At 70.2% G+C, this 21024-nt stretch carries 23 protein-coding genes; 13 read left to right on the plus strand and 10 right to left on the minus strand.

Annotated features, from left to right (window positions below):
• The coding region (locus VGE49_RS00440; RefSeq protein WP_331032621.1) for a dCTP deaminase domain-containing protein at window positions 1–273 on the plus strand (273 nt) is incomplete at its 5' end.
• Window positions 274–417: 144 nt separating this feature from the next.
• Here VGE49_RS00440 and VGE49_RS00445 read toward each other — a convergent pair.
• Window positions 418–1023: a TlpA family protein disulfide reductase gene (locus VGE49_RS00445; protein WP_331032622.1), complete on the minus strand. Its 606-nt coding sequence runs from the start codon at window positions 1021–1023 to the stop codon at window positions 418–420.
• On the opposite strand from VGE49_RS00445, the gene argH reads away from it, so the two are divergent.
• From argH to lysA, 3 genes are read left to right on the plus strand one after another with little or no spacing between them, the layout of a single operon-like run.
• A complete protein-coding gene (gene argH / locus VGE49_RS00450) occupies window positions 1022–2425 on the plus strand; it encodes an argininosuccinate lyase (RefSeq protein WP_331032623.1) in 1404 nt (467 codons plus the stop codon). The two genes, VGE49_RS00445 and argH, sit on opposite strands and share 2 nt — an antisense overlap.
• Entirely contained in the window at window positions 2422–2643 is a 222-nt protein-coding gene (lptM, locus tag VGE49_RS00455) for an LPS translocon maturation chaperone LptM (protein WP_331032624.1), read from the plus strand. The genes argH and lptM overlap by 4 nt, the downstream gene beginning before the upstream one ends.
• A 34-nt stretch (window positions 2644–2677) precedes the next feature.
• Window positions 2678–3958, plus strand: a complete 1281-nt coding sequence (gene lysA / locus VGE49_RS00460) for a diaminopimelate decarboxylase (protein ID WP_331032625.1) — start codon at window positions 2678–2680, stop codon at window positions 3956–3958.
• Here lysA and VGE49_RS00465 read toward each other — a convergent pair.
• Together VGE49_RS00465 and VGE49_RS00470 are read right to left on the minus strand one after the other, a co-directional pair.
• A complete protein-coding gene (locus VGE49_RS00465) occupies window positions 3955–4494 on the minus strand; it encodes a phosphoribosyltransferase (protein WP_331032626.1) in 540 nt (179 codons plus the stop codon). The genes lysA and VGE49_RS00465 overlap by 4 nt on opposite strands.
• Window positions 4487–5380 carry a DUF3426 domain-containing protein gene (locus tag VGE49_RS00470; protein ID WP_331032627.1) on the minus strand — a complete coding sequence of 298 codons (894 nt, stop codon included), beginning with the start codon at window positions 5378–5380 and terminating at the stop codon, window positions 4487–4489. Before VGE49_RS00470 ends, VGE49_RS00465 begins: the two co-directional genes overlap by 8 nt.
• Window positions 5381–5454: 74 nt before the next feature.
• Here VGE49_RS00470 and VGE49_RS00475 point away from each other — a divergent pair, with 74 nt between their 5' ends.
• Genes VGE49_RS00475 through VGE49_RS00495 form a run of 5 tightly spaced genes read left to right on the plus strand, consistent with a single transcriptional unit; the run spans window position 5455 to window position 9261 of the window.
• Window positions 5455–6180: a cell division ATP-binding protein FtsE gene (locus VGE49_RS00475; protein WP_331032628.1), complete on the plus strand. Its 726-nt coding sequence runs from the start codon at window positions 5455–5457 to the stop codon at window positions 6178–6180.
• A complete protein-coding gene (locus tag VGE49_RS00480) occupies window positions 6177–7058 on the plus strand; it encodes a cell division protein FtsX (RefSeq protein WP_331032629.1) in 882 nt (293 codons plus the stop codon). Before VGE49_RS00475 ends, VGE49_RS00480 begins: the two co-directional genes overlap by 4 nt.
• A gap of 9 nt (window positions 7059–7067) precedes the next feature.
• Window positions 7068–7697 carry a YdcF family protein gene (locus VGE49_RS00485; protein ID WP_331032630.1) on the plus strand — a complete coding sequence of 210 codons (630 nt, stop codon included), beginning with the start codon at window positions 7068–7070 and terminating at the stop codon, window positions 7695–7697.
• A 3-nt stretch (window positions 7698–7700) separates the two neighbouring features.
• Window positions 7701–8414, plus strand: a complete 714-nt coding sequence (locus VGE49_RS00490) for a lysophospholipid acyltransferase family protein (RefSeq protein WP_331032631.1) — start codon at window positions 7701–7703, stop codon at window positions 8412–8414.
• 52 nt (window positions 8415–8466) lie between these two features.
• Complete coding sequence (locus VGE49_RS00495) at window positions 8467–9261, plus strand: MipA/OmpV family protein (RefSeq protein WP_331032632.1); 795 nt, start codon at window positions 8467–8469, stop codon at window positions 9259–9261.
• Here the strand turns inward: VGE49_RS00495 and hisC are convergent, their stop codons facing one another.
• The 3 genes from hisC to VGE49_RS00510 are packed head-to-tail and all read right to left on the minus strand — an operon-like array spanning window position 9262 to window position 12134.
• Window positions 9262–10365 (minus strand): histidinol-phosphate transaminase, encoded by a 1104-nt coding sequence (hisC, locus tag VGE49_RS00500; protein ID WP_331032633.1) that lies wholly within the window; start codon window positions 10363–10365, stop codon window positions 9262–9264. It abuts the gene before it with no gap.
• A gap of 24 nt (window positions 10366–10389) precedes the next feature.
• On the minus strand, window positions 10390–11070 hold the full coding sequence (locus tag VGE49_RS00505; RefSeq protein ID WP_331032634.1) for a hypothetical protein: 681 nt from the start codon (window positions 11068–11070) through the stop codon (window positions 10390–10392).
• A complete protein-coding gene (locus tag VGE49_RS00510; protein ID WP_331032635.1) occupies window positions 11070–12134 on the minus strand; it encodes a DUF2125 domain-containing protein in 1065 nt (354 codons plus the stop codon). The genes VGE49_RS00505 and VGE49_RS00510 overlap by 1 nt, the downstream gene beginning before the upstream one ends.
• A gap of 102 nt (window positions 12135–12236) precedes the next feature.
• Between VGE49_RS00510 and VGE49_RS00515 the strand changes: the two genes are divergently transcribed.
• Window positions 12237–12671, plus strand: coding sequence for a VOC family protein (locus tag VGE49_RS00515; protein ID WP_331032636.1), 435 nt, complete (start codon window positions 12237–12239; stop codon window positions 12669–12671).
• Here VGE49_RS00515 and ybaK read toward each other — a convergent pair.
• Window positions 12668–13141: a Cys-tRNA(Pro) deacylase gene (ybaK, locus tag VGE49_RS00520; RefSeq protein ID WP_331032637.1), complete on the minus strand. Its 474-nt coding sequence runs from the start codon at window positions 13139–13141 to the stop codon at window positions 12668–12670. The genes VGE49_RS00515 and ybaK overlap by 4 nt on opposite strands.
• Window position 13142: 1 nt before the next feature.
• Window positions 13143–15818, minus strand: a complete 2676-nt coding sequence (locus tag VGE49_RS00525) for an ATP-dependent DNA helicase (RefSeq protein WP_331032642.1) — start codon at window positions 15816–15818, stop codon at window positions 13143–13145.
• 284 nt (window positions 15819–16102) lie between these two features.
• Here VGE49_RS00525 and VGE49_RS00530 point away from each other — a divergent pair, with 284 nt between their 5' ends.
• Window positions 16103–17062: an alpha/beta fold hydrolase gene (locus VGE49_RS00530; protein WP_331032638.1), complete on the plus strand. Its 960-nt coding sequence runs from the start codon at window positions 16103–16105 to the stop codon at window positions 17060–17062.
• Window positions 17063–17184: 122 nt separating this feature from the next.
• On the opposite strand, the gene VGE49_RS00535 is transcribed toward VGE49_RS00530, so the two are convergent.
• Both VGE49_RS00535 and VGE49_RS00540 read right to left on the minus strand, forming a co-directional pair.
• Window positions 17185–18072: a pirin family protein gene (locus tag VGE49_RS00535; protein ID WP_331032639.1), complete on the minus strand. Its 888-nt coding sequence runs from the start codon at window positions 18070–18072 to the stop codon at window positions 17185–17187.
• A 27-nt stretch (window positions 18073–18099) separates the two neighbouring features.
• Entirely contained in the window at window positions 18100–18588 is a 489-nt protein-coding gene (locus VGE49_RS00540; RefSeq protein ID WP_105563200.1) for an Lrp/AsnC family transcriptional regulator, read from the minus strand.
• Between the two features lie 148 nt (window positions 18589–18736).
• On the opposite strand from VGE49_RS00540, the gene VGE49_RS00545 reads away from it, so the two are divergent.
• On the plus strand, window positions 18737–19966 hold the full coding sequence (locus VGE49_RS00545) for a 3-methyl-2-oxobutanoate dehydrogenase (2-methylpropanoyl-transferring) subunit alpha (RefSeq protein ID WP_331032640.1): 1230 nt from the start codon (window positions 18737–18739) through the stop codon (window positions 19964–19966).
• A 2-nt stretch (window positions 19967–19968) separates the two neighbouring features.
• On the plus strand, window positions 19969–20994 hold the full coding sequence (locus tag VGE49_RS00550) for an alpha-ketoacid dehydrogenase subunit beta (protein ID WP_331032641.1): 1026 nt from the start codon (window positions 19969–19971) through the stop codon (window positions 20992–20994).
• Window positions 20995–21024: the final 30 nt, after the last annotated feature.

Below are 21024 nucleotides of genomic sequence, written 5' to 3' on the forward strand. Positions count from 1 at the left end.
CCGATCGACCCCTCGGTCGGCGAGTTCCGCGTCCACTACGCCGGCTTCTTCGACCCCGGCTTCGGCACGGACGAGGCCCACGGCGCCGGCTCCAAGGGCGTGCTGGAGGTTCGCACCCACGACACCCCCTTCCTGCTGGAACATGGCCAGATCGTCGCCCGCCTGGTCTATGAGCCGCTGACCGAACGCCCGTCGCGCCTCTACGGCGAAGGCGGCAGCCACTATCAAAACCAGGGCCTGAAGCTGTCGAAACACTTCAGGCCCTGGGGCTAGGTTCGACTTTCCTCCCCATGAAATGGGGAGGGGGACCACGCAATGGCGGAGGGGGCGGAGCAGACGTCAGCCGTGGAGTCGCCCCTCCGTCTCGAACGCCAGCGCGTCCGCGCCACCTCCCCATGAATGGGGAGGAAAGCCGGATCAGTTCTCCGCCAGCAGCGCCTCGACCAGCGCCCTGGCCTCCGCGCTGGCCCAGTCGGCCTCGCCGGTCAGGACGGCGCGGACACGACCTTGGCGGTCCAGCAGGATGGTCTGGGGCATGGCGCCCTTGCCGGGGAACTCGAACGGCAGCTGGAATTTGGGATCGGCGTAGTAGGCCAGAGGCGGGTGGTCGGCGATGAAGGCGCGGGCTTCCGGCACGGCCTTGTCCACGTCCATGCTGATGGTGACGACGGCGACGTCGTCGCGAACCTTGTAGTGCTCGGCCAGGGCCGCCAGGGTCGGCATCTCGATCTTGCAGGGGGCGCACCAGGTGGCCCACAGGTTGACCACCGCCACCTTGCCCCTGAAGTCGTTGAAGCGGATGTCGCGGCCCTCGGCGTCCTTGAAGACGTAGTCGGGCGCGGGCGCCGGGGCGGGCGTCAGCAGCTTGGACAGCGAGCCCCTGGCGTAAACCGACAGGGCCGATGACGCGGACTCTTTGCCCCCGCCGTCGCGATTGGCGTATAGCAGCGCCACGCCGCCGATCGCGCCGATCAGCAGCACAGCCGTCGCCACGCCCGCCAAAGTCCGTTTAGAGCCGCTCATGTCCGACACGCCTTCCAACACCCCTCAGGGTCAGTCTCTATGGGGCGGACGCTTCAGCGCCAAGCCCGCCGACATCATGCAGGCCATCAACGTCTCCATCGGCGTCGACAAACGCCTGTGGGCGCAGGATCTGGCCGGGTCGCGGGCGCATTGCCGCATGCTGGCCCAACAGGGCATCATCCAGCAGGCCGACGCCGAGGCCATCCTGGGCGGACTGGACGTCATCGAGGGCGAGATCACGGGCGGGACCTTCCCCTTCCGCGACGCCTACGAAGACATCCACATGAACGTCGAGGCCCGCCTGTCGGAGCTGATCGGCGAGCCGTCGGGACGTCTGCACACGGCGCGCAGCCGCAACGACCAGGTGGCGACGGACTTCCGCCTCTGGGTGCGCGACGCCTCCGACCGCACCGTTGAACAGCTGAAGGCGCTGCAAGGCGTCCTGCTGGACCGGGCGGAACAGCATGCGGGCGACCTCATGCCCGGTTTCACCCATCTGCAGACGGCCCAGCCCGTGACCTTCGGCCACCACCTGATGGCCTATGTCGAGATGTTCGGCCGCGACGCCAGCCGCTTCGCCGACGCCCGCGCCCGCATGAACGAGAACCCGCTGGGCGCCGCCGCCCTGGCCGGTTCGCCCTTCCCCATCGACCGCCACATGACGGCGCAGGCGCTGGGCTTCGACCGCCCGATGGCCAATTCGCTGGACGCGGTTTCGGACCGCGACTTCGCCCTGGAAAGCCTGGCCGCCGCCTCGATCGCGGCGGGCCACCTGTCGCGCCTGGCCGAAGAGATCGTGGTCTGGATGACGCCGATGTTCGGCTTCGCTGCGCTGCCCGACGACCTGACCACCGGCTCGTCCATCATGCCGCAGAAGCGCAACCCCGACGCCGCCGAACTGGTGCGGGCCAAGACGGGCCGCATCAACGGCGCCCTGATCGCCCTGACCACGGTGATGAAAGGCCTGCCCCTGGCCTATTCCAAGGATATGCAGGAGGACAAGCCGCCGGTGTTCGAGGCCTTCGACGCCCTGGATCTGGCCCTGACCGCCATGACCGCCATGGTCGCCGCCATCATCCCCAACACCCCGCGCATGGCCGCCGCCGCCGGCGCCGGCTTCTCGACCGCCACCGACCTGGCCGACTGGCTGGTGCGCGAGCTGAACCTGCCCTTCCGCCAGGCGCACCATGTGACCGGCGCCGCCGTCAAGCGGGCCGAGGCCCTGGGCGTCGGCCTGGGCGAATTGCCGCTGACCGAGCTGCAGGCTCTGGATGGCCGGATCACCGAAGGCGTGTATGAAGTCCTGACGCCCGAAGCCTCCTGCGCCAGCCGCCAGAGCTTCGGCGGCACGGCGCCGGAACAGGTCCGCGCCCGCATCGCCGACTGGAGAAGCCGCCTGTGAAAAAGACCCTGATCCTGGCGAGCGCCGCCGCCCTGCTGCTGGCCGGCTGCGGCCGCATGGCCGATCTGGAGGCGCCGGGCGCCGTCCAGACCGAGCGCGCCCCCCGCGACAAGAACGCCGCGCGTCTGCCCGAACCGGCGACCATCAACACGGCCCCTCGCAACAACCCCATCGACAGCGGCGCCTCGGACCCGTTCGGCCGCACGCCGGCGATCTGATCGGCCCCTCCCTCTCCAGACCGGACTCCCCGCCGTGCACTATTTCGACCTGAAGGACGGCGTTCTGCACGCCGAGGGCGTCTCGCTGGAGGCCTTGGCGACTGAGGTCGGCACCCCGACCTATGTCTATTCCTCGGCCACGCTGCGCCGTCACTACGGCCTGCTGCGCGACGCCTGCGATGCGCACAAGAACGCGCTGGGCGAGGCCATGATCGCCTTCGCGGTCAAGGCCAACTCCAACCTGTCGGTGCTGGCGACCCTGGCGAAACTGGGCTGCGGCGCCGACACCGTGTCCGAGGGCGAGATCCGTCGCGCCCTGGCGGCGGGCGTTCCGGGCGAGCGCATCATCTTTTCGGGCGTGGGCAAGACCGACGCCGAGCTGGCCTTCGCCATCGACGTGGGCGTGCGCCAGATCAACGTCGAGTCCTCGGCCGAGCTGGAGCGTCTGATCGTCGTGGCGGCTGAGAAGTCGGCCTCCCCCGCCATCGCCATTCGCGTCAATCCCAAGATCGGGGCCGGCGGCCACGCCAAGATCACCACCGGCGGCGCGGGCGACAAGTTCGGCGTGCCGGTCGAGGAGGCGCTGAGCCTCTACGCCCGCGCCTCCGCCTCGCCGCACGTCACCCCCGTCGGCCTGGCCTGTCACATCGGCAGCCAGATCACCGACCTGACCCCGCTGGAAAACGCCTTCCGCGTCCTGCGTGAAATGACCGAGACCCTGCGGGCGCAGGGCCACAGCGTCACCCGCCTGGACCTCGGCGGCGGTCTGGGCGTGCCCTACTACGGCGACGCCGAAACCGCCTCGCCCGCCGACTATGTCGCCATGGCGGCGCGGGTGCTGGACGGCCTGAACGTCGAAGCCGCCTTCGAGCCCGGCCGCCTGATGGCCGCCAACGCCGGCGTGCTGCTGAGCCGGGTCATTCAGGTCAACGAACGGACCGACGGCCGCCGCTTCCTGGTGCTGGACGCGGCGATGAACGACCTGATGCGTCCGGCCCTCTACGACGCCTTCCACGACCTGAAGCCCGTGCGCCCCCGCGACGGCGCGGACCGCCCCTATGACGTGGTCGGCCCCGTCTGCGAGACCGGCGACACCTTCGCCCGCGACCGCGACCTGCCGCCGCTCGAAGCCGGCGACCTGGTCGTCTTCATGAGCGCGGGGGCCTATGGCGCGGTGATGAGCGGCGAATACAACACCCGCCCCCTGGCCGCCGAGGTTCTGGTCGACGGCGAACGCAGCGCGGTCATCCGTCCGCGCCCGACCTATGAGCAGATGTTCGCCCGCGAACCGATGGCGGACTGGCTAAAGGCCTAGTCCAGGGCGCAGATGTCGGGCAGGCCGCGCAGGCCGCCCTTGTGGTCCAGGCCGTAGCCGACGAGGAAGCGGTTGGGGGCCTCCCAGCCGACGAAGTCGGGCTCGGGCGCGCGCGCCTCGGGCCAGGGCTTGCGGGCGAAGACGCAGGTCAGGACTTCGGTGGCGCCGGCTTCCCGCGTGATGCGCACCGCCTCGGCCAGCGACAGGCCGGTGTCGAAGACGTCGTCGAGGATCAGCACCCGCTTGCCCGCGATGGGGCGCTGGAAGGGGGCGTAGACGTCGATCTTGCCGCGGCTGGTGGTCTCGTCGCCGTAGGAGGCCAGCCACAGGGCGTCGAAGCGGACATGGCGGCCTTGGCGCGACAGGGCGCGGGTCAGGTCGGCCCCGAACCACAGCCCGCCGGTCAGCAGGACGGCGGCCACCGTTTCATCGTCGATGACGGGGGCGATGCGCCGCGCGAGATCGGCGACGATCGCCTCGATCTCGGCTTGCGGCAGGAGAACCGTGGGGGCGGGAGCCGGGTCTTGATCAGCCATTCACGGCGGATAGCGCCTGTGCGGGGCCGCTGTCGAGAGGTTGCGCGTTCGCCGGAGTCGAATCAAAGGCCGTGGCGCGGCGCAGACCCTCCTCTGGAGCGAGCGGCGGCGCGCGACGCGGCGATCGGACAGCGGCCTGTTCGATGCGCGGCGCGGCGGGCGGAGCCGTCGCCTGCTTCTTCGTCGGCTCCAGCACGAAGTCGACGCCGACGCCGGCGGCCTTGCGCTCGGGATCGGGGATGACGACGGCGAAGCCCTGGACCTTGCCCGGCAGGACCGGCGCGGTCTCCAGACGCACGATGCGGTGGGCCACCTCGGCGCCCGCCGCGTTCAGCAGGGCCACGCGCACCGGCGGGGCCACGACCTCGTTGTCGCGGATGTTGCGCAGGGCGCCGGAGACGACGACCTTGCCCGGATCATGGGGGGCGGTCTTGGCGCCCACGGCCTCGAACTCCAGCCCGGCCAGGTTCACCGGCGCGCCGACCAGCTTGTAGGCGGCGGCGGCCTGGGGCCAGGCCTGAACGATGGACAGACGGAACACGAAGGCGGCGGCGATCAGGGCCAGCAGGATGACGGCCAGGGCGGCCCAGGCGACGCCTTGCGCCGCGGCCCGCTGCATCCGGCGTTTCTGTTCGGCCTTGGCGCGGAAGGCGCGCGGCAGTTCGGGCGCGGGGGTCTCGGCCAGACTCTCGGAGGCTTCCTCGCGCTTGCCGAAGCCCGCCTCGACGACGGGCTCCTCGGCGGCGGACAGCTCCAGAGGCTCGTCCTCCAGGGTCGCGCGCCAGTCGTGGCCGCAGGACTTGCAGCGCACGCGACGGCCGTTCGGACCGATCGCCTCGTCGGGAACAAAATAGCTGGTGGCGCAGGCGGGGCAGGTCAGTATCATGTCAGCTGACTGCGAGGCTCGACGCCCCCTCCTGTCGAGGCGCCTGCAACGCCCCGGTCCAATACGAAACCTGAATGCCAAACTCGACCCGACGCGCCGCCGACCCTGATTCCGCGCCCGACACCGTCCGCCTGCGGGGCGTGGGTTTCGGCTATGCGGACAGACCCGGCGTTCTGCGCGACGTTAACCTAAGTTTGCCGCAGGGCTCTTTCCACTTCCTTACCGGGCCGTCCGGGGCGGGAAAGTCTTCGCTTTTGCGCCTGCTGACCCTGGCCGAACGGCCGCAGACGGGGCGAATCAGTCTGTTCGGCCGCAACGTCACCGACCTGCCGCGCGGCGGCGTGCCGGCCTTCCGACGGCGGATGGGAGTGGTGTTTCAGGATTTCCGTCTGCTGGATCACCTGTCGGCCTTCGACAACGCCGCCCTGCCCCTGACGCTGGCGGGCGGCAAGAGCGCCGATCACGCCGCCGACGTGGCCGAGATGCTACGCTGGGTCGGTCTGGGCGAACGGATGGACGCCCTGCCCCCGGCCCTGTCGGGCGGCGAGAAGCAGAGGCTGGCCATCGCCCGCGCCGTGATCACCCGCCCGCGCCTGATCCTGGCCGACGAACCGACCGGCAGCGTCGACCGCGCCATGGGCGAGAAGCTGATGCGGCTGTTCCAGTCGCTGAACAAGCTGGGGGCCACCATCCTGATCGCCAGCCACGACGAGGCCCTGGCCGAACGCGTCGGCGCCGCCGTCCTGCGCCTGGAGAACGGCCATCTGAGCCGGACGGAAACGCTTGGAGACGCCGCATGATCCGCGCCGTCTTTTCCAAAGGCCCCGCCCTGCTGTCGCGCGAGGCGGGCGGCGAACGCTGGCTGATGGTGGTCGTCGCCGTCCTGTGCTTCCTGGCCTCCATCACCGCCGTCGGGGCCCTGGCCGCGGACCGGGCCGCCCACGGCTGGGCGCATCAACTGCGCGGCGAGGCGACCGTTCAGGTCCGCCCGCGCGTGGACGAGACCGGCCCGACCGCCGCCGCTCGCGCCGCCGAGACCCTGGCCGGGGTCAAGGGCGTTGCCGAGGCCGAAGCCATGGACCGAAAGGCGGCGGAAAGCCTGCTGCGCCCCTGGGTCGGCGAGGCGGCCCTGCCCGACCTGCCCCTGCCCTATCTGGTCACGGTCCGTCTGGACCCGAAGGCCCCGGCCAGCGCCCCTTCCCTGAGCCGCGCCCTGGCCGAGGCCGGGCTGGACGCCACCGTCGACGACCACAGCCTGTGGCGCGGCGAGATCGAGCGTTCGGCCGGCGTCATCACGGCCCTGGCGGGCGCGGCCTTCCTGCTGATCGCGGCGGCCACGGCGGCGATCATCGCCTACGCCACCCGCGCCGGCATGGCGGCCCAGGCGAGCGTGATCGAGACCCTGAGCCTGAACGGCGCCTCGGACGGCTATGTCGCCGGCCTGTTCCAGCGGCGCTTCGGCGGACTGGCGGCCCAGGCGGGCGCCATGGGGGCGGGCGTCGCCGCCCTGCTGCTGGCCCTGCTGCGGCTGATCGGCGGCGAGGGCGGGCTGACCCCGGCCCTGCCGTTGGCTTTCAGCGACCTTCTGATCCTGATCGCCTGTCCGGTTCTGGCCTTCGGCGTCGCATTGTTCGCGGCACGCTTCACGGCGCTGGCGAAGCTGGGCGGTCGTGGCTAGTTAAGCGTGATGAAGTTCCTGACGCTGATCGCCGTGGTGGCGCTGATGTGGCTGGTGGGGCTGTTCGCCTTCGCCGAGCGCGTGCGCGGCCTGACGCCGGCGCCCGAGCCCGCGCGCGCCGACGCCATCGTCGCCCTGACCGGCCCCTCGGCCGAACGGGTCAACGTCGCCATCCGCCTGCTGGAGCAGGACAAGGGCCGCCGGGTGCTGATCTCGGGCGTCAATCGCGACGTGCGCCGCCAGGAGCTGCGCGCCCTGACGCCAGGCTCCAGCAAGCTGTTCAACTGCTGCGTCGACCTGGGCTTCGAGGCCGAGAACACGGTCGGCAACGCCCAGGAGATCGCCGCCTGGGCGAAATCCAAGCACTATGACAGCCTGATCGTCGTCACCTCCGACTACCATATGCCGCGCAGCCTGCTGGAGATCCGCGGCGCCGCGCCGGGGGTCAAGCTGACGCCCTACGCCGTCTCGACCCCGTCGCTGGACAATTCGCGCTGGTGGCGCGCCGCCGTCACCGCCCGACGGATGACGCTGGAATACATGAAATACCTGGCCGTGCTGGGCCGCGAGGGACTGCACCGGCTGAGGGGCAATCACCCGGAACGATCGGCGCCGCAGACCCAGACCGAGGCCGCCTGACCCATGACCGCCGTCCGTTCCCTGATCTTCATCCTGTGGCTCTATCTGTCGATGGTGCTGTTCGCCGTGGGCCTGTCCCCGGCCCTGCTGATGCCGCATAGGGCCGCCGTCTGGGTCATCAAGGCCTGGTCGCGCTTCGTCCTGTTCGGCCTGCGCTGGATCGCGGGGATCAAGGTCGAGGTGCGCGGGCTGGAGCATCGCCCGACCGGCCCCGCCCTGATCGCCTGCAAGCATCAGGGCATGCTGGACGTCATCGCCCCCTTCTCCTTCCTCGACGACGCCTGCTTCATCATGAAGAAGGAGCTGATGCCCCTGCCCTTCTTCGGCTGGTTCGCCTGGAAGACCAGGATGATCGCCGTGGACCGTTCGGCCCATTCCAAGGCGCTGAAGGACATGGTGCGTCAGGCCCGCGCCCGTCACGCCGAGGGCCGCCAGATCCTGATCTTCCCGGAGGGCACGCGCGGCGAGATCGGCGCCGCCCCTGACTACAAACCCGGCATCGCCGCCCTGTACCGCGACCTGAACAGTCCCTGCTGGCCCATCGCCACCAACTCGGGCGTTCACTGGCCCGCCCATGGCTTTCGCCGCTATCCGGGGACCATCGTCTTCGAGTTCCTGCCGCCCATCCCGGCCGGCCTGAAGCGGGCCGAGTTCATGGCCGAACTGGAAAACCGCATCGAAACGGCCTCCACCGCCTTGCTGACGCCCAAAACCTAGGCTGTTGCATCCGCCCCGGGCCTCCCCGCCCGGCGACTGTTCTGGATGCTCCATGAAACTGCACGCCCTCGTCCTTGCGACCGCCCTGTTCGGTCTGCCCGCCGCCTCCGCCCTGGCCCAGGCCCAGGCCCAGCCCTATCAGGCGGTCGAGACGCCCAGGACGTGGAAGGTCGATATCGGCGGCGGCATGGTGCGCGGCTTCAGCGCCACCGGGAACACCAGCGACGAGTTCAGCGTCACCGCCTGGGGCTCGGCCTCCTGGCGCGACGTGGTCTACGCCAACGGCCTGGACGGCCTGGGCTGGAACGCGATCAGGCGCGACGGCTTCCATGCGGGCGTGCAGCTGCGCCCGCGCTTCGCCGCCGGCGAGATCGAGGGCTCGACGCTCGACCGGCCCGACCTGGGGGTCGATGCGGCGATTTACGCCTATAAGCGCCTGCCGGGGAATGTGGTGGTCGGCGGCCGCGTCCAGCATGACGTCACCGGCGACGACGCGGGTATGGAATACATGGCCTCGATCGGCCATCAGCGCGTGACCCCCGTCGGCCTGCTGCAGGTCATGGCCTATGGCCGCGCCTTCGACGACGCGCGGGCCAAACGCTATTTCGGCATCGCCCCTGAGGCCGTTACGGACAGCGGCTTCACCGCCTACGCGCCGTCAGGCGGAGCGGCGGGCGCGGGCGCGGCGGCCCTGCTGGCCGTGCCGATCGGCGACCGCTTCGGCATGGGCGCCTTCGTCAACTACGAACAGCGCCTGGGCGACATCAAGGACAGCCCCCTGCTGAAGGACGGCCACGTCTGGCGCGCGGGCCTGATCGGGGTTGTCCGTTTCAGCAGTCCTGACTGATCAGCTGGCGGCGAACTCGCTGAGGGCGTCTATCACGGCGCGGTTCTGGTCTTCCGTGCCGATGGTGATGCGCAGGCAGTCGGGCAGGCCGTAGCCTCCGACCGGGCGCACGATGACGCCCTTGGAGTTCAGATAGTCGTTGGCGGCGGCGGCGTTGCGCTTGCCGTCCGCGAACCGAACCAAGACGAAGTTGCCCGCCGAGGGGAAGACCTCGAAGCCGAAGCCGCGGATGGCCTGGGTCATGCGCGGGCGCCAGTCCAGCACCAGGTCGCGCGAAGCCTTCTGGTGCGCCTCGTCCGACAAGGCGGCGGTGGCGGCGTCGAGGCCCGGCACCGAGACGTTGAACGGCAGGCGGATGCGGTCCACCGCCTGCTCGATGGCCAGCGGTGCGTATCCAAAGCCGATGCGCAGACCGCCCAGGCCGTGGATCTTGGAGAAGGTGCGGGTGACGACGATGTTGGACGCCTCACGGGCCAGACCGAAGCTGGTCTCCCAGTCCGGCTCGACCACGAACTCGGCATAGGCCTCGTCCACCACCAGGATGACGTGGGCCGGCAAGGCGGCGTGCAGGCGGCGGATCTCCTCGCCCGAGTTCCAGCTGCCGGTGGGGTTGGACGGGTTGGAGACGTAAACGATCTTCGTCCGCTCATCGACCTGATCGAGGATGGCCTCGACTTCGAGCTTCATGTTCGGCTCGGCCGCCAGCTTGACCTCGGCGCCGCAGGCCTTGGCCGAGATGCGGTAGGCGAGGAAGCCGTACTGGCCGGCGACGATATTGTCGCCCGCGCTCAGATAGGCCTGGTTCAGCAGGGCGAAGACCTCGTCCGAGCCGTTGCCGAAGATCAGGCGCTCGGGCTCCAGTCCGTGGTGGGCGGCCACGGCCTCGCGCAGCTTGGTGGCCCGGCCGTCGGGATAGACGTGGATGTTCTTCAGGGCGGCGGCATAGGCCTCGCGCGCCTTTTCACCGGCGCCCAGGGCGTTCTCGTTCGAGGACAGCTTCATCGGCTCGGCGAAGCCGGCGATGGCGCCCTTGCCGCCGACATAGGGGGCGATGTCGAGGATGCCGGGCTTGGGGGCGGGCGCAGCGTTCGGCGCGTCGGTCATGGGCGTCATCCTCGAAGTAAATGGTCAGTAAACGGGGGCGGCGCCGATGACGCCGCTCATCTGGCCGGGGGCGTTGCTCAACCGCCCGTCCTCGGCCTGCACATAGCCTGTCAGAACGAACAGCTTCAAGCCGCCGCCCGCCGCCAGCGACGCGGCGATCAGGCCCGCCTCACCCAGGGCCGCCACGATGCGGGCGTCCGAAGCCGGGCTGTCGGTCACCCAGAAGGTGCGGTCGTCGCCGGTCGGGCCGGGGGCCTCGGTCGAGACCAGCAGGGCGCGGGGCGTCCCGGCGGCGTCGTCCGGCAGGGCGGCGATGACCTTGAGCATGGGCAGGGCCAAAAGTTTGCCCCACCAGGGCCGGGCGCCGAGATCGATCAAGGCGCGGCCGCCCTGGCGGGCCGTCAAAAGCGCCTGATCCGGCTCGGCGGCAGGACGACCAATCAGGCCCCAGCGGTCGGCGGCCAGGGCCTGAGACAAAGGCCCGCAGGTGGCCAGGGCCGGGCCGGTCGCGGCCTCGATGCGGCCCAGCACGGCGCGCAGAGCCGGACGCTCAGCCAACGGAATTTCGCGCAGCAGCTCGCGCAGGGCGATGGCGTCGGCGTCGGCGGAACCGCGCGCCCCCGCGGCGATGCGGGCGCGGGCTGCGACGATCAGGGCGCGGTCCAGGGCCAGACGCTCAAGGTCCTCGGGCGGTTCGACCAGCATCAGAACAGCTGGGGCGCCGGGGCCAGGGCGAAGGGCCCCAGATAGCTGCGCCCGCCCTTGAAGTTCAGCACCAGATCGACCGCCTGGCCCTGCTCGCCCGTCCCGCCCTGAGGCGTGGCGGCGGCGGCGCGGGCGGCGGCGGCGCGATCCAGCGCCCCGCCCTGGGTCGCGCCGGCCAGACCGACGATGGCGGCCAGCGGCTTCTCGGCGCGCAGGAAGACCTCGCCTTCCAGACGCCCCTTGTCGTCGGCCGACAGAGCCGGGCTGGACAGGAAGGTGCGGCTTTCGCCCGCTTCCAACTGGCCCTTGACCGCGACGAAGCGGCCCCCGGCGGCGGTCCAGGCCGACAGCAAGCCTTGCGCGTCGCCGCCCTTCAGCGCGCCGGCCTTCTCGATCACGGTCTCGACCTGGGCGTTCAGCCTGCCCGACTGGGTCAGGCCCTCGACGGGACCATTCGGACGGCCCTCGCCGTCGACCAGACGGAACAGGACGTCGACGTCCTCGGTCGGCGTGTTCGACCCGGCCACGTGCGGGCGCATGTAGAACTGAACCAGCCCGGCCCTGGCCAGGGGGAAGGGCTCGGCGTCGGGCAGGGCGGTGAAGACCGGCTTGACCAGTTCGAACGCCACATTGGGCCAGCGCTGGGTCAGGCCGTGCAGGCTCATGCGGATGGCCTCGGCCCGCACCGCCGTCTTGCCCTTGGCGCCTCGCGTCACGATCAGGCCGTCGGGGGCGATGATGACCCACCTGGCCGGGTTGTAGGCGTTGGCCTCGGCCACGATCTCGGGGGCGGCGACGGCATGGCCCGAAGGGGCGACGACATCGACGTGCTTCATCGCCACCCGCGCCCGCAACGGCCAGCCGGTCGTGGTCATCTGCCCGTGCCGCACGGTCCAGCCCGACTGCTCCAGCCGGGCGATGCGGCCCTGAAGCTTGGTCTCAATCTGTTGCGTCAGGAAGAACCACCAGCCGGTCCACAGGGCCAGGCCGACGAAGACGATGGCGAAGGGGACGATCAGTCCCTTGCGGCTGTGGCGGACGGGAGCGGAGGAGGCGTCGGTCATGGGCGCGGTTTAGCAGGCCGCGCGGCTGCTGACACGCCCTGTCAGCAGGAACGGGCCAGGCTGCCGCCCGTTCGAATCGCACCCCGACAGGAGACATGGCTCATGGAAACCCAACAGCTGCACCGCGGCCGGCTGATCGACCACCTGCAACTGGTGACGCCCGACCTTGCGGCCAGCCGCCGCTTCTACGGCGCGGTGCTGGAGGCCCTGGGCGTGCCCATCGCCGGCGAGGCCGAACGCTTCTTCTGGGCCGACGAACTGTTCGTCTCGGCGGTGGACAGCATCGCCGCCGCAGGGCGACCGACCGGCCGCTGTCATCTGGCGTTTCAAGCGAAAGACCGCGCCATGGTGGAGGCCTTCCACAAGGCGGGGCTGAAGGCGGGCGGAACCGACAACGGGGCGCCGGGCGAGCGGCCCTATCACCCCGGCTACTACGCCGCCTTCCTGCTGGACCCGGACGGCAACAACATCGAGGCGGTCTTCCACGGCCCGGCCGAACGCTCGGCCGACAGCGTGGTGGTGACGTTTGAAGGCTAGGCCGTCAGATCGGCCAGTTTCGCGCCGGCCGCCCGCGCCGCCTCGTCGGGCGTCAGGCCCAGCAGCAGGCCGCGCTGGCCGCCGTTGATCAGGATGCGGTCGAACAGGATCGCCGTCTCGTCCATCACCGTCGGCACGGCCTTCCTATGACCGAAGGGACTGACCCCGCCGACCTTGTAGCCCGTCAGGCGCTCGGCGTCGGCGGGCTTCATCATCTGCGCCGACTTGCCGCCGACGGCCGTCGCCAGCTTCTTCATGCTGACCTCGCAGTCGGACGGGACGATGACGCAGGCGGGCTTGGCGTCCACCAGGGTCATCAGGGTCTTGAACACCTGCTCCGGCGCCCACCCCAGGGCCTCGGCCGCCTGCAAGCCGACGCGCGGCGCGTCGGGGTCGTAGTCGTAGGGAAACAGTTCGAAGGCGACGCCGGCCCTGGTCAGAGCCACGGTCGCGGGGGTGGTCTTGGACATTTCAGGTCGCTTCTGGATTGAGGAAGGCCTTGGTCAGCTCGACCGCCTCTGCCAACCCCATGCGCTGGACCTCGGTTCCGGGCGGCAGGCCGGCGAACAGGCGGGTCGGACAGGCGGCGTCCAGCATCAGGAAGACCCCCTTGTCGTCGGCGCGGCGGATCAGGCGGCCGAACGCCTGGGCGATGCGGCCGCGCGCCAGGGCGTCGTCATAGGTCTTGCCGCCAAACCGCTCGCGCCGCGCCTTGTGCAGCAGGTCGGGACGCGGCCAGGGCACGCGGTCGAAGGCGAGGACGCGCAGGGACCGCCCCGGCACGTCCACCCCGTCGCGCACGGCGTCGGTGCCCAGCAGGCAGCTGTCCTGTTCGGCGCGGAAGACGTCGACCAGAGCGCCGACCTCCAGCGGATCGACGTGCTGGGCGTAGAGGGGGACCCCCGCCTTGGCGAGGTCCGGTCCCAGCCGCTCATAGACGGTCTTCAGCCGGCGGATGGCGGTGAACAGACCCAGACCCCCGCCGCCGGCCGCCAGGAAGAGCTCGCGCATGGCCGCCGCGATCTGGCGTGGGTCGTCCTTCATCAGGTCGTTGACGACGATGATCCGGCTGTTGGCCGCGTAGTCGAAGGGGCTGTCCACCTTCAGCGTCCGCGCCGGTTCGATCAGGCGGGCCGCGCCGGTCCGCATCCGGGCCAGGGAAAACGGGTCCTCGGCCGCCGGGTCCGACAGGGTGGCGCTCGTCACCAGCACGCCATGAGCCGGCATGATGACGGCGGCCTCCAGCGGCACGGTCGGGTCGATCCAGTGGCGGCGCAGGGCCACGTCGTGGATGCGGCCGAAGGCGGCCTCGGCGCTCAGCCAGTCGACGAAGTCGGGATCGGGTTCGTCGCCGCCCTCCTCCAGCGCCGCCAGCATGGAGCGCCAGCCCGGCAGGGTCATGCGCGCGCGCCGGTCCATGCCGCGCAGGGCCCCTTCGATGCGGGCGCGGGCGGCGCCGTCCAGTTCGGCGGCCTCCTCGTCGAGGATGTCCTCGAGGTGGCGCGACAGGGCCAGAAGCGGCGCCTCGACGGCGGCGATGGCGCGGGCGGCGGCGCGGGCGGCCTCCAGCACCGGCTCGGTGGCGGGGCGCAGGGCGCACTCCAGCCCGAACTCGGTCCCGCCGGTTTCCTGGCTGCGGGCGCGCAGCTGTTCCAACGCGGCGACGAGGAAGGCCTCGATCGGGCCGATGGGATTGATCTCGCCCGACGCCGGCGCGATGCGGCCCGACACACCCTCGCCCGGCAGGGCGGCGGCGGCGATCATGGCGTCCTTCAGGGCCTTGGCGGCGGCCTCGTTGTCGGCGCACAGGTCGCCCAGCCGTTGTTCCAGCCCGCGCCCGCGACGGCCGCGCCCCTCCGGCCCTCGGATCCAGCGGCGCAGCTCGGCGGCCTCCTGACCCGACAGGGCGGCGGAGAAGGCGCTGTCGGCGGCGTCGAACAGGTGGTGGCCCTCGTCGAAGACGATGCGCTTCAGCGCCGCCGTCTCGCCGTCCTGCTTCAGGCCCCGCGCCGAACGGGCCCCGTCGAAGGCGGCCTGGGTCATGACCAGGGCGTGGTTGGCCACGACCAGATCGGCGCGGCGGCTGGCGCGGATGGTCTTCTCGACGAAGCAGAGGCGGTAATGCGGACAGGCGGCGTGGACGCATTCGCCACGCCGGTCGACCAGATTGGCTGGTCCGGCCTGATGGCTGGGGGCGGTCGCATAGAGGCCGGGCAGCCAGCCGGGATAGTCGCCGCCGGTCATGTCGCCGTCGCGGCTGTGCGCGGCCCAGCGCGCGGCCAGCCCCATGCCGATCAGGTCGCCATTGCCCAGTTGGGCCGCCTGCATCATGTCCTGAAGATTGAGCAGGCAGAGGTAGTTTTCGCGGCCCTTTCGCACCACCGTCTTCTTGCGGCGCTCGGCCTCGTCGGGCCACAGGGCGCGGCTTTCGCGGTCGATCTGGCGTTGCAGGGCGCGGGTGTAGGTCGAGACCCAGGCCGCCCCCGAGTTGCGCTCGGCCCACAGGCTGGCGGGGGCCAGATAGCCCAGGGTCTTGCCGGTGCCGGTCCCCGCCTCGGCCAGAAGGACGCGCGGGCGGCCCTCCTCGTTGCGCGGCGAAAAGGCGTAGGCGGCCTCGGCGGCGTAGTCGGACTGGGCCGGCCGCGTTTCGTCCAGACCCGAGGCCTGCAGCAGCTTGTCCAGACGGATGCGGGCGCTCTCGCTGTCGACCGGGGCCGACCCGGCCTCGCCGCGCGGCGCCTCGTCCTCCCATTCCGCGAGCCGGGACCAGACGTCCAGACCCGTGCCGCGCTCGCGACGGTCGCGCCGCGGCCCCGCCTGAAGCGCCGCCAGCACGCGCGAGCCCCAGGACCAACCCGCCCGGTCCAGCGTCCCAGCCAGGGTGTAGGCGTCCTCGCGCCCCGGATAGGCCGGATCCGTCAGTTCGTTCAGCAGGTCAGCGGCGGCGTCGCGCAGGGCCTGGGCTTGCGCCTCGGCTCCCTTGGGCTCGGACCGGCCCAAGGCCAGGGCCAGCCCCGTCGGCGACGGCGCGCAGAATTTCGCGGGGCGCACGAAGGCGTAGAGCTCCAGAACGTCCAGCATGTCGGCGGAGCGCGGCGGCGGACTGAGGCCCAGACGGCGCGCGGTCAGGCTGGCGTGGGCGACCATGACGGCGCCGCCCAGAAAGACGCCCTCGGCCGCGCCGCGCCCGATCTTCTTCGCCCCCGCCGCATCGCACACAGCCCCAGCGCCCGGCGGGGTGGCCAGAGCAGGCGGCAGCTCGGCCCAGACCTTGTTCAGGTCGGGGGTCGCGGGCTGGACGTTGGAAGGGGCGGAGACGTCGGTCACGCTCGATCCATAGCGCCCCCCGCCGCGAAACGGAACGGGAACGTGCGCCCCTCTCGCCAGCGACCGAAAACGGGCTAGGTTGGCCGGGACAGGGAGGACCGCCCATGCAGACCCGCCGCATCACGACCGACGGCCTGACGCAACAGGTGATCGAGGCGGGCGAAGGCCCCCTGGTCCTGCTGATCCACGGCTTTCCCGAACTGGGGATCAGCTGGCGGGCGCAGGTTCAGGCTCTGGCCGAGGCGGGCTATCACGCCGTCGCCCCCGACATGCGCGGCTATGGCGGCACCGACAAACCCGCCGATGTGGAGGACCACACCCTCCTGCATCTGGTCGGGGACACGGTCGATCTGGTTCGGGCGCTGGGAGAAGATCAGGCCGTGGTCGTCGGCCATGACTGGGGCTCGGCCGTGGCCTGGCACTGCGCCCTGATGCGGCCGGATGTGTTCCGCGCCGTCGCCGGCCTGTCGGTGCCCTTCCAGCCGCGCCGGGCCAAGGGACCGCCGACCGCCGCGATGGCGGCCATCACGAAAAGAGCCGGTCTCGGCGACCTCTACATCACCCGCTTCCAGTCGCCGGAAGCCCACGTGGCGCTCGACGCCGATCCGGCGACGGCGCTGAGGAAGATGTTCTGGGCCTATGACGGGGCCACCGCAGACGCCGACCAGTCGACCGGCTTCATGCCCGAGGGCGTCAGTCTGCTGGACAGCATCTCCGACCGGGCAAGCCTGCCGCCGTGGATGAGCGAGGCGCATTTCGCCGAATACGTCGCGGCCTTTGCGGCCTCGGGCTTCCGGGGGCCGCTGGACTGGTACCGCTGCCTGGACCGCAACTGGGCCCTGACCGCCTTCCTGCAAGGCCAGAAGATTGCTCAGCCCGCCCTCTTCCTCGTCGGCGACCGCGACCCCGTCCGCCACTACGCCGGCCCGCACGAGGCGGCGCAGAAGGACTGGCTGACCGACCTGCGCGGCCAGGTGGTCCTGCCCGGCGCGGGGCACTGGCTGCAGCAGGAACGGGCGGACGAGGTGAACGCGGCGCTGGTGGGGTTTCTGCGGGGGCTGTGAGGGCAAAAGCCTGTCGAGTCGGGCTTCTCACAAGCAGAGCTTTGGCAACGGGACAGGATGCGCGACGGCCTGGGACCCGGGTTCCGCTGCGCGGCCACGGGATGACGGCGGGTGGTCGCCGCCTAAACGGTCTCTTCCGGCAGGGGGATGAACTCCAGCGCGTCCTCAGTCGGGAGGCTCATGCGGCCGGCTTTCCAGTCGGCCTTGGCCTGATCCATGCGCTCTTGCGACGAGGAGACGAAGTTCCACCAGATCAGGCGTTCGCCCACCGGCTCGCCGCCCATGACCATGACGCTGGACGGGGCCAGGGCCGTGACGGTCGGCTCGGCCTGGGGCGACAGGACGACCATCTGACCTTCGTGGAAGGGGCGGCCGTCGACCTCGATCAGGCCCTTGGCCACGAACAGGGCGCGTTCGCTGTAGCCGCCTTTCGCCCGCGGCGGCGGCGGGGCGGCGCGGACGCCCTCGGCCATGTCCCAGTGGACATAGAAAAGCGGCGATTCGACCGGCGTGCCCGCCTTCACGCCGAAGGCCTCGCCCGCAACCAGACGCGCGAACAGGCCGTTGTTCTCATAAGCGGGCTGGGCGTCCTCGCCCAGGTGGGTGAAGGAGGGGGCGATCTCTTCCTTCTCGGTCGGCAGGGCGACCCAGGCCTGCATGCCGTGCATGGCTCCGCCCTGCGCCTTCTTCAGCGGATCGGTGCGTTCGGAGTGGACGATGCCGGACCCGGCGGTCATCCAGTTCACCTCTCCGGGGCGAATGGCCTGGGTGTAGCCCAGGTTGTCCCGGTGCATGATCTCGCCCTCGAACAGATAGGTCAGGGTCGACAGGCCGATGTGCGGGTGCGGCCGCACGTTTATGGCGTCGGCGCCGGGCGCGAACTCGGCCGGGCCCATCTGGTCCAGAAAGATGAAGGGGCCGACCATCGGCCTGGCGTGAAAGGGCAGGACGCGCCCGACCTCGAACCCGCCCAGGTCCTTTCGACGCGCGTCGATCACCAGGTCGATCATGGCCGCCCCCTTCTTGTCTCTGGTCTCTTAGCCGACGTGGGGCGTGATGATGCCCAGCGGCAGGGTGGTGACGTTCTTGACCCCGCGCGTGACGATGTGGCTGGCGCAGTCGGAGACGATGCCCAGGGTCAGCAGCTTGTCGCGCAGGAACTGGTCGAAGGCGTGCATGTCCGAGGTGATGATGCGCAGGACGTAGTCCTCGCGGCCGGTGATGGTGGCGCACTGCACCACTTCCGGCCATTCCGACACGGCCTTTTCAAAGATGTCGAGGTTCTCGCGCGAGGGCAGACTTAGCTTGACGATGGCGTAGACCTCGAAGTCCAGACCCAGCAGGCCCGCGTCCAGAAGCGTGACCCGCTTGCGTATCAGGCCGCTATCCTCCAGTCTCTTGATCCGGCGCCAGCACGGCGAGGCCGAGAGGCCCACGCGATCGGCGACCTCGGCGACCGACAATCCAGCGTCCTGCTGCAGGATGTCGAGGATGCGGGCGTCGATAGGATCAAGTTCGTCGGCCAAAGGCGTTTCTCCAAAAGGGGATTTCACGCAATAAAATACCCCAAATCAGCATTTGGCAAGGGTATTTTTAGGAAGGCCAACAGAGACGCGCCATGCTATGCCCTCTTCATAGAGGAAACGCGGACGGATCAACCGGACGGGACGCATGATGAAGAACACCCCCACCCTGTCGCTGCGCGTGCCGGAGCCCTCGGGCCGTCCGGGCGATGCGCCTGATTTCAGCCACCTGCAGTTCGACCCCGCCGGCGCCGTGAGCCGGCCCGAGGTGTCGACCGCCCCCTATGAGATGCGCGACCACGCCTTCCGTCTGGTGCGCGTTCTGGACGACGAGGGCAGGGCCGTCGGACCCTGGGATCCCAAGCTGGACCCCGAGGTCATGCGCCGCGGCCTGAAGGCCATGATCCTGACCCGCGCCTTTGACGAGCGGATGCACCGCGCCCACCGCCAGGGCAAGACCAGCTTCTACATGAAGTGCACCGGCGAGGAGGCCATCGCGGTCGCCCAGGGCATGATCCTGAGCCGCGAGGACATGGGCTTCCCCACCTATCGCCAGCAGGGCCTTCTGATCGCACGCGGCTATCCGCTGGCGAGCATGATGAACCAGATCTATTCCAACGCCGAAGACCCGATCAAGGGCCGCCAGCTGCCGATCATGTATTCGGCCAAGGACTACGGCTTCTTCACCATCTCGGGCAACCTGGGCACCCAGGTCCCCCAGGCCGTGGGCTGGGCCATGGCCAGCGCCTACAAGGGCGACGACAAGATCGCCATCAGCTGGATCGGCGACGGCGCCACGGCGGAAGGCGACTTCCACAACGCCCTGACCTTCGCCGCCGTCTACCGCGCCCCGGTCATCCTGAACGTGGTCAACAACCAGTGGGCCATCTCGTCCTTCATGGGCATCGCCGGCGGTCTGGAGACCACCTTCGCGGCCAAGGCCATCGGCTACGGCCTGCCCGCCCTGCGCGTCGACGGCAACGACTTCCTGGCCGTCTGGGCCGCGACCCAGTGGGCCGAGGAGCGCGCGCGCACCAACCAGGGCGCCACGGTGATCGAGCTGTTCACCTATCGCGGCGCCCCGCACTCGACCTCTGACGACCCCAGCCGCTATCGCCCCGGCGACGAGGCCGAGAAGTGGCCGCTGGGCGACCCCATCGAGCGCCTGAAGCAGCACCTGATCGCGATCGGCGAATGGTCGGATGAGCAGCAGGCCGAGGCCGAGAAGGACGCCGTCGAGCAGGTCCGCGCCGCCGGCAAGGAATCCGAGGCCATCGGCACGCTCGGCCAGTCGCGCCCCAGCGTGAAGACCATGTTCGAGGAGGTCTATGCGACCGAGGACTGGCGCCTGATCGAACAGCGCCGCGAGGTCGGAGTCTGAGCATGTCCACTGCACCCATGAACATGATCCAGGCCCTCAACTCGGCCATCGACGTCAAGATGACCGAGGACCCGAACGTCCTGTCGTTCGGCGAGGACGCGGGCTATTTCGGCGGCGTCTTCCGCGTCACCGACCAGTTGCAGCAGAAGCACGGCCTGACCCGCAGCTTCGACGCCCCGATCAGCGAATGCGGCATCGTCGCCGCCGCCATCGGCATGGGCGCCTATGGCCTGCGCCCGGTCGTCGAGATCCAGTTCGCCGACTACATCTATCCGGCCTATGACCAGATCGTCTCGGAAGCGGCCAAGATGCGCTATCGCTCGGGCGGTCAGTTCACCTCGCCGATCACCATCCGCAGCCCCTACGGCGGCGGCATCTTCGGCGGCCAGACGCACAGCCAGTCGCCGGAAGCCCTGTTCACCCACATCGCCGGGCTGAAAGTCGTCATCCCGTCCAACCCCTATGACGCCAAGGGCCTGCTGACCGCCGCCATCGAGGACGATGATCCGGTCGTCTTCTTCGAGCCCAAGCGCCTCTACAACGGCCCCTTCGACGGCTGGCACGAGAAGCCGGTCAGCCCGTGGAAGGCCCAGGAGCTGGCCCAGGTCCCGACCGGCAAATATGTCGAGCCCATCGGCAAGGCCCGCGTCATGCGCGAAGGCTCGGACGTCACCATCCTGGCCTATGGCACCATGGTCTGGGTCGCCCTGGCCGGCGCCGAACACGCCGGCGTGGACGCCGAGGTCATCGACCTGCGCACCCTGGTGCCGCTGGACATCGAGACCATCGAGGCCAGCGTCAAGAAGACCGGCCGCTGCGTCATCGTGCACGAAGCGCCCAAGACCTCAGGCTTCGGCGGCGAGCTGTCGGCCCTGGTTCAGGAGCGCTGCTTCTATCATCTGGAAGCGCCCATCGCCCGCGTGACCGGCTGGGACACCCCCTACCCGCACGCCTTCGAGTGGGAATACTTCCCCGGCCCGCAACGCGTGGCCGACGCCCTGAAAGCCGTCATGTCGGGAGGCCGTTGATATGGGTCGTTTCGTCTTCAAGCTGCCCGA

The sequence above is a fragment of the Brevundimonas sp. genome (assembly GCF_036405315.1).
GTDB lineage: Bacteria > Pseudomonadota > Alphaproteobacteria > Caulobacterales > Caulobacteraceae > Brevundimonas.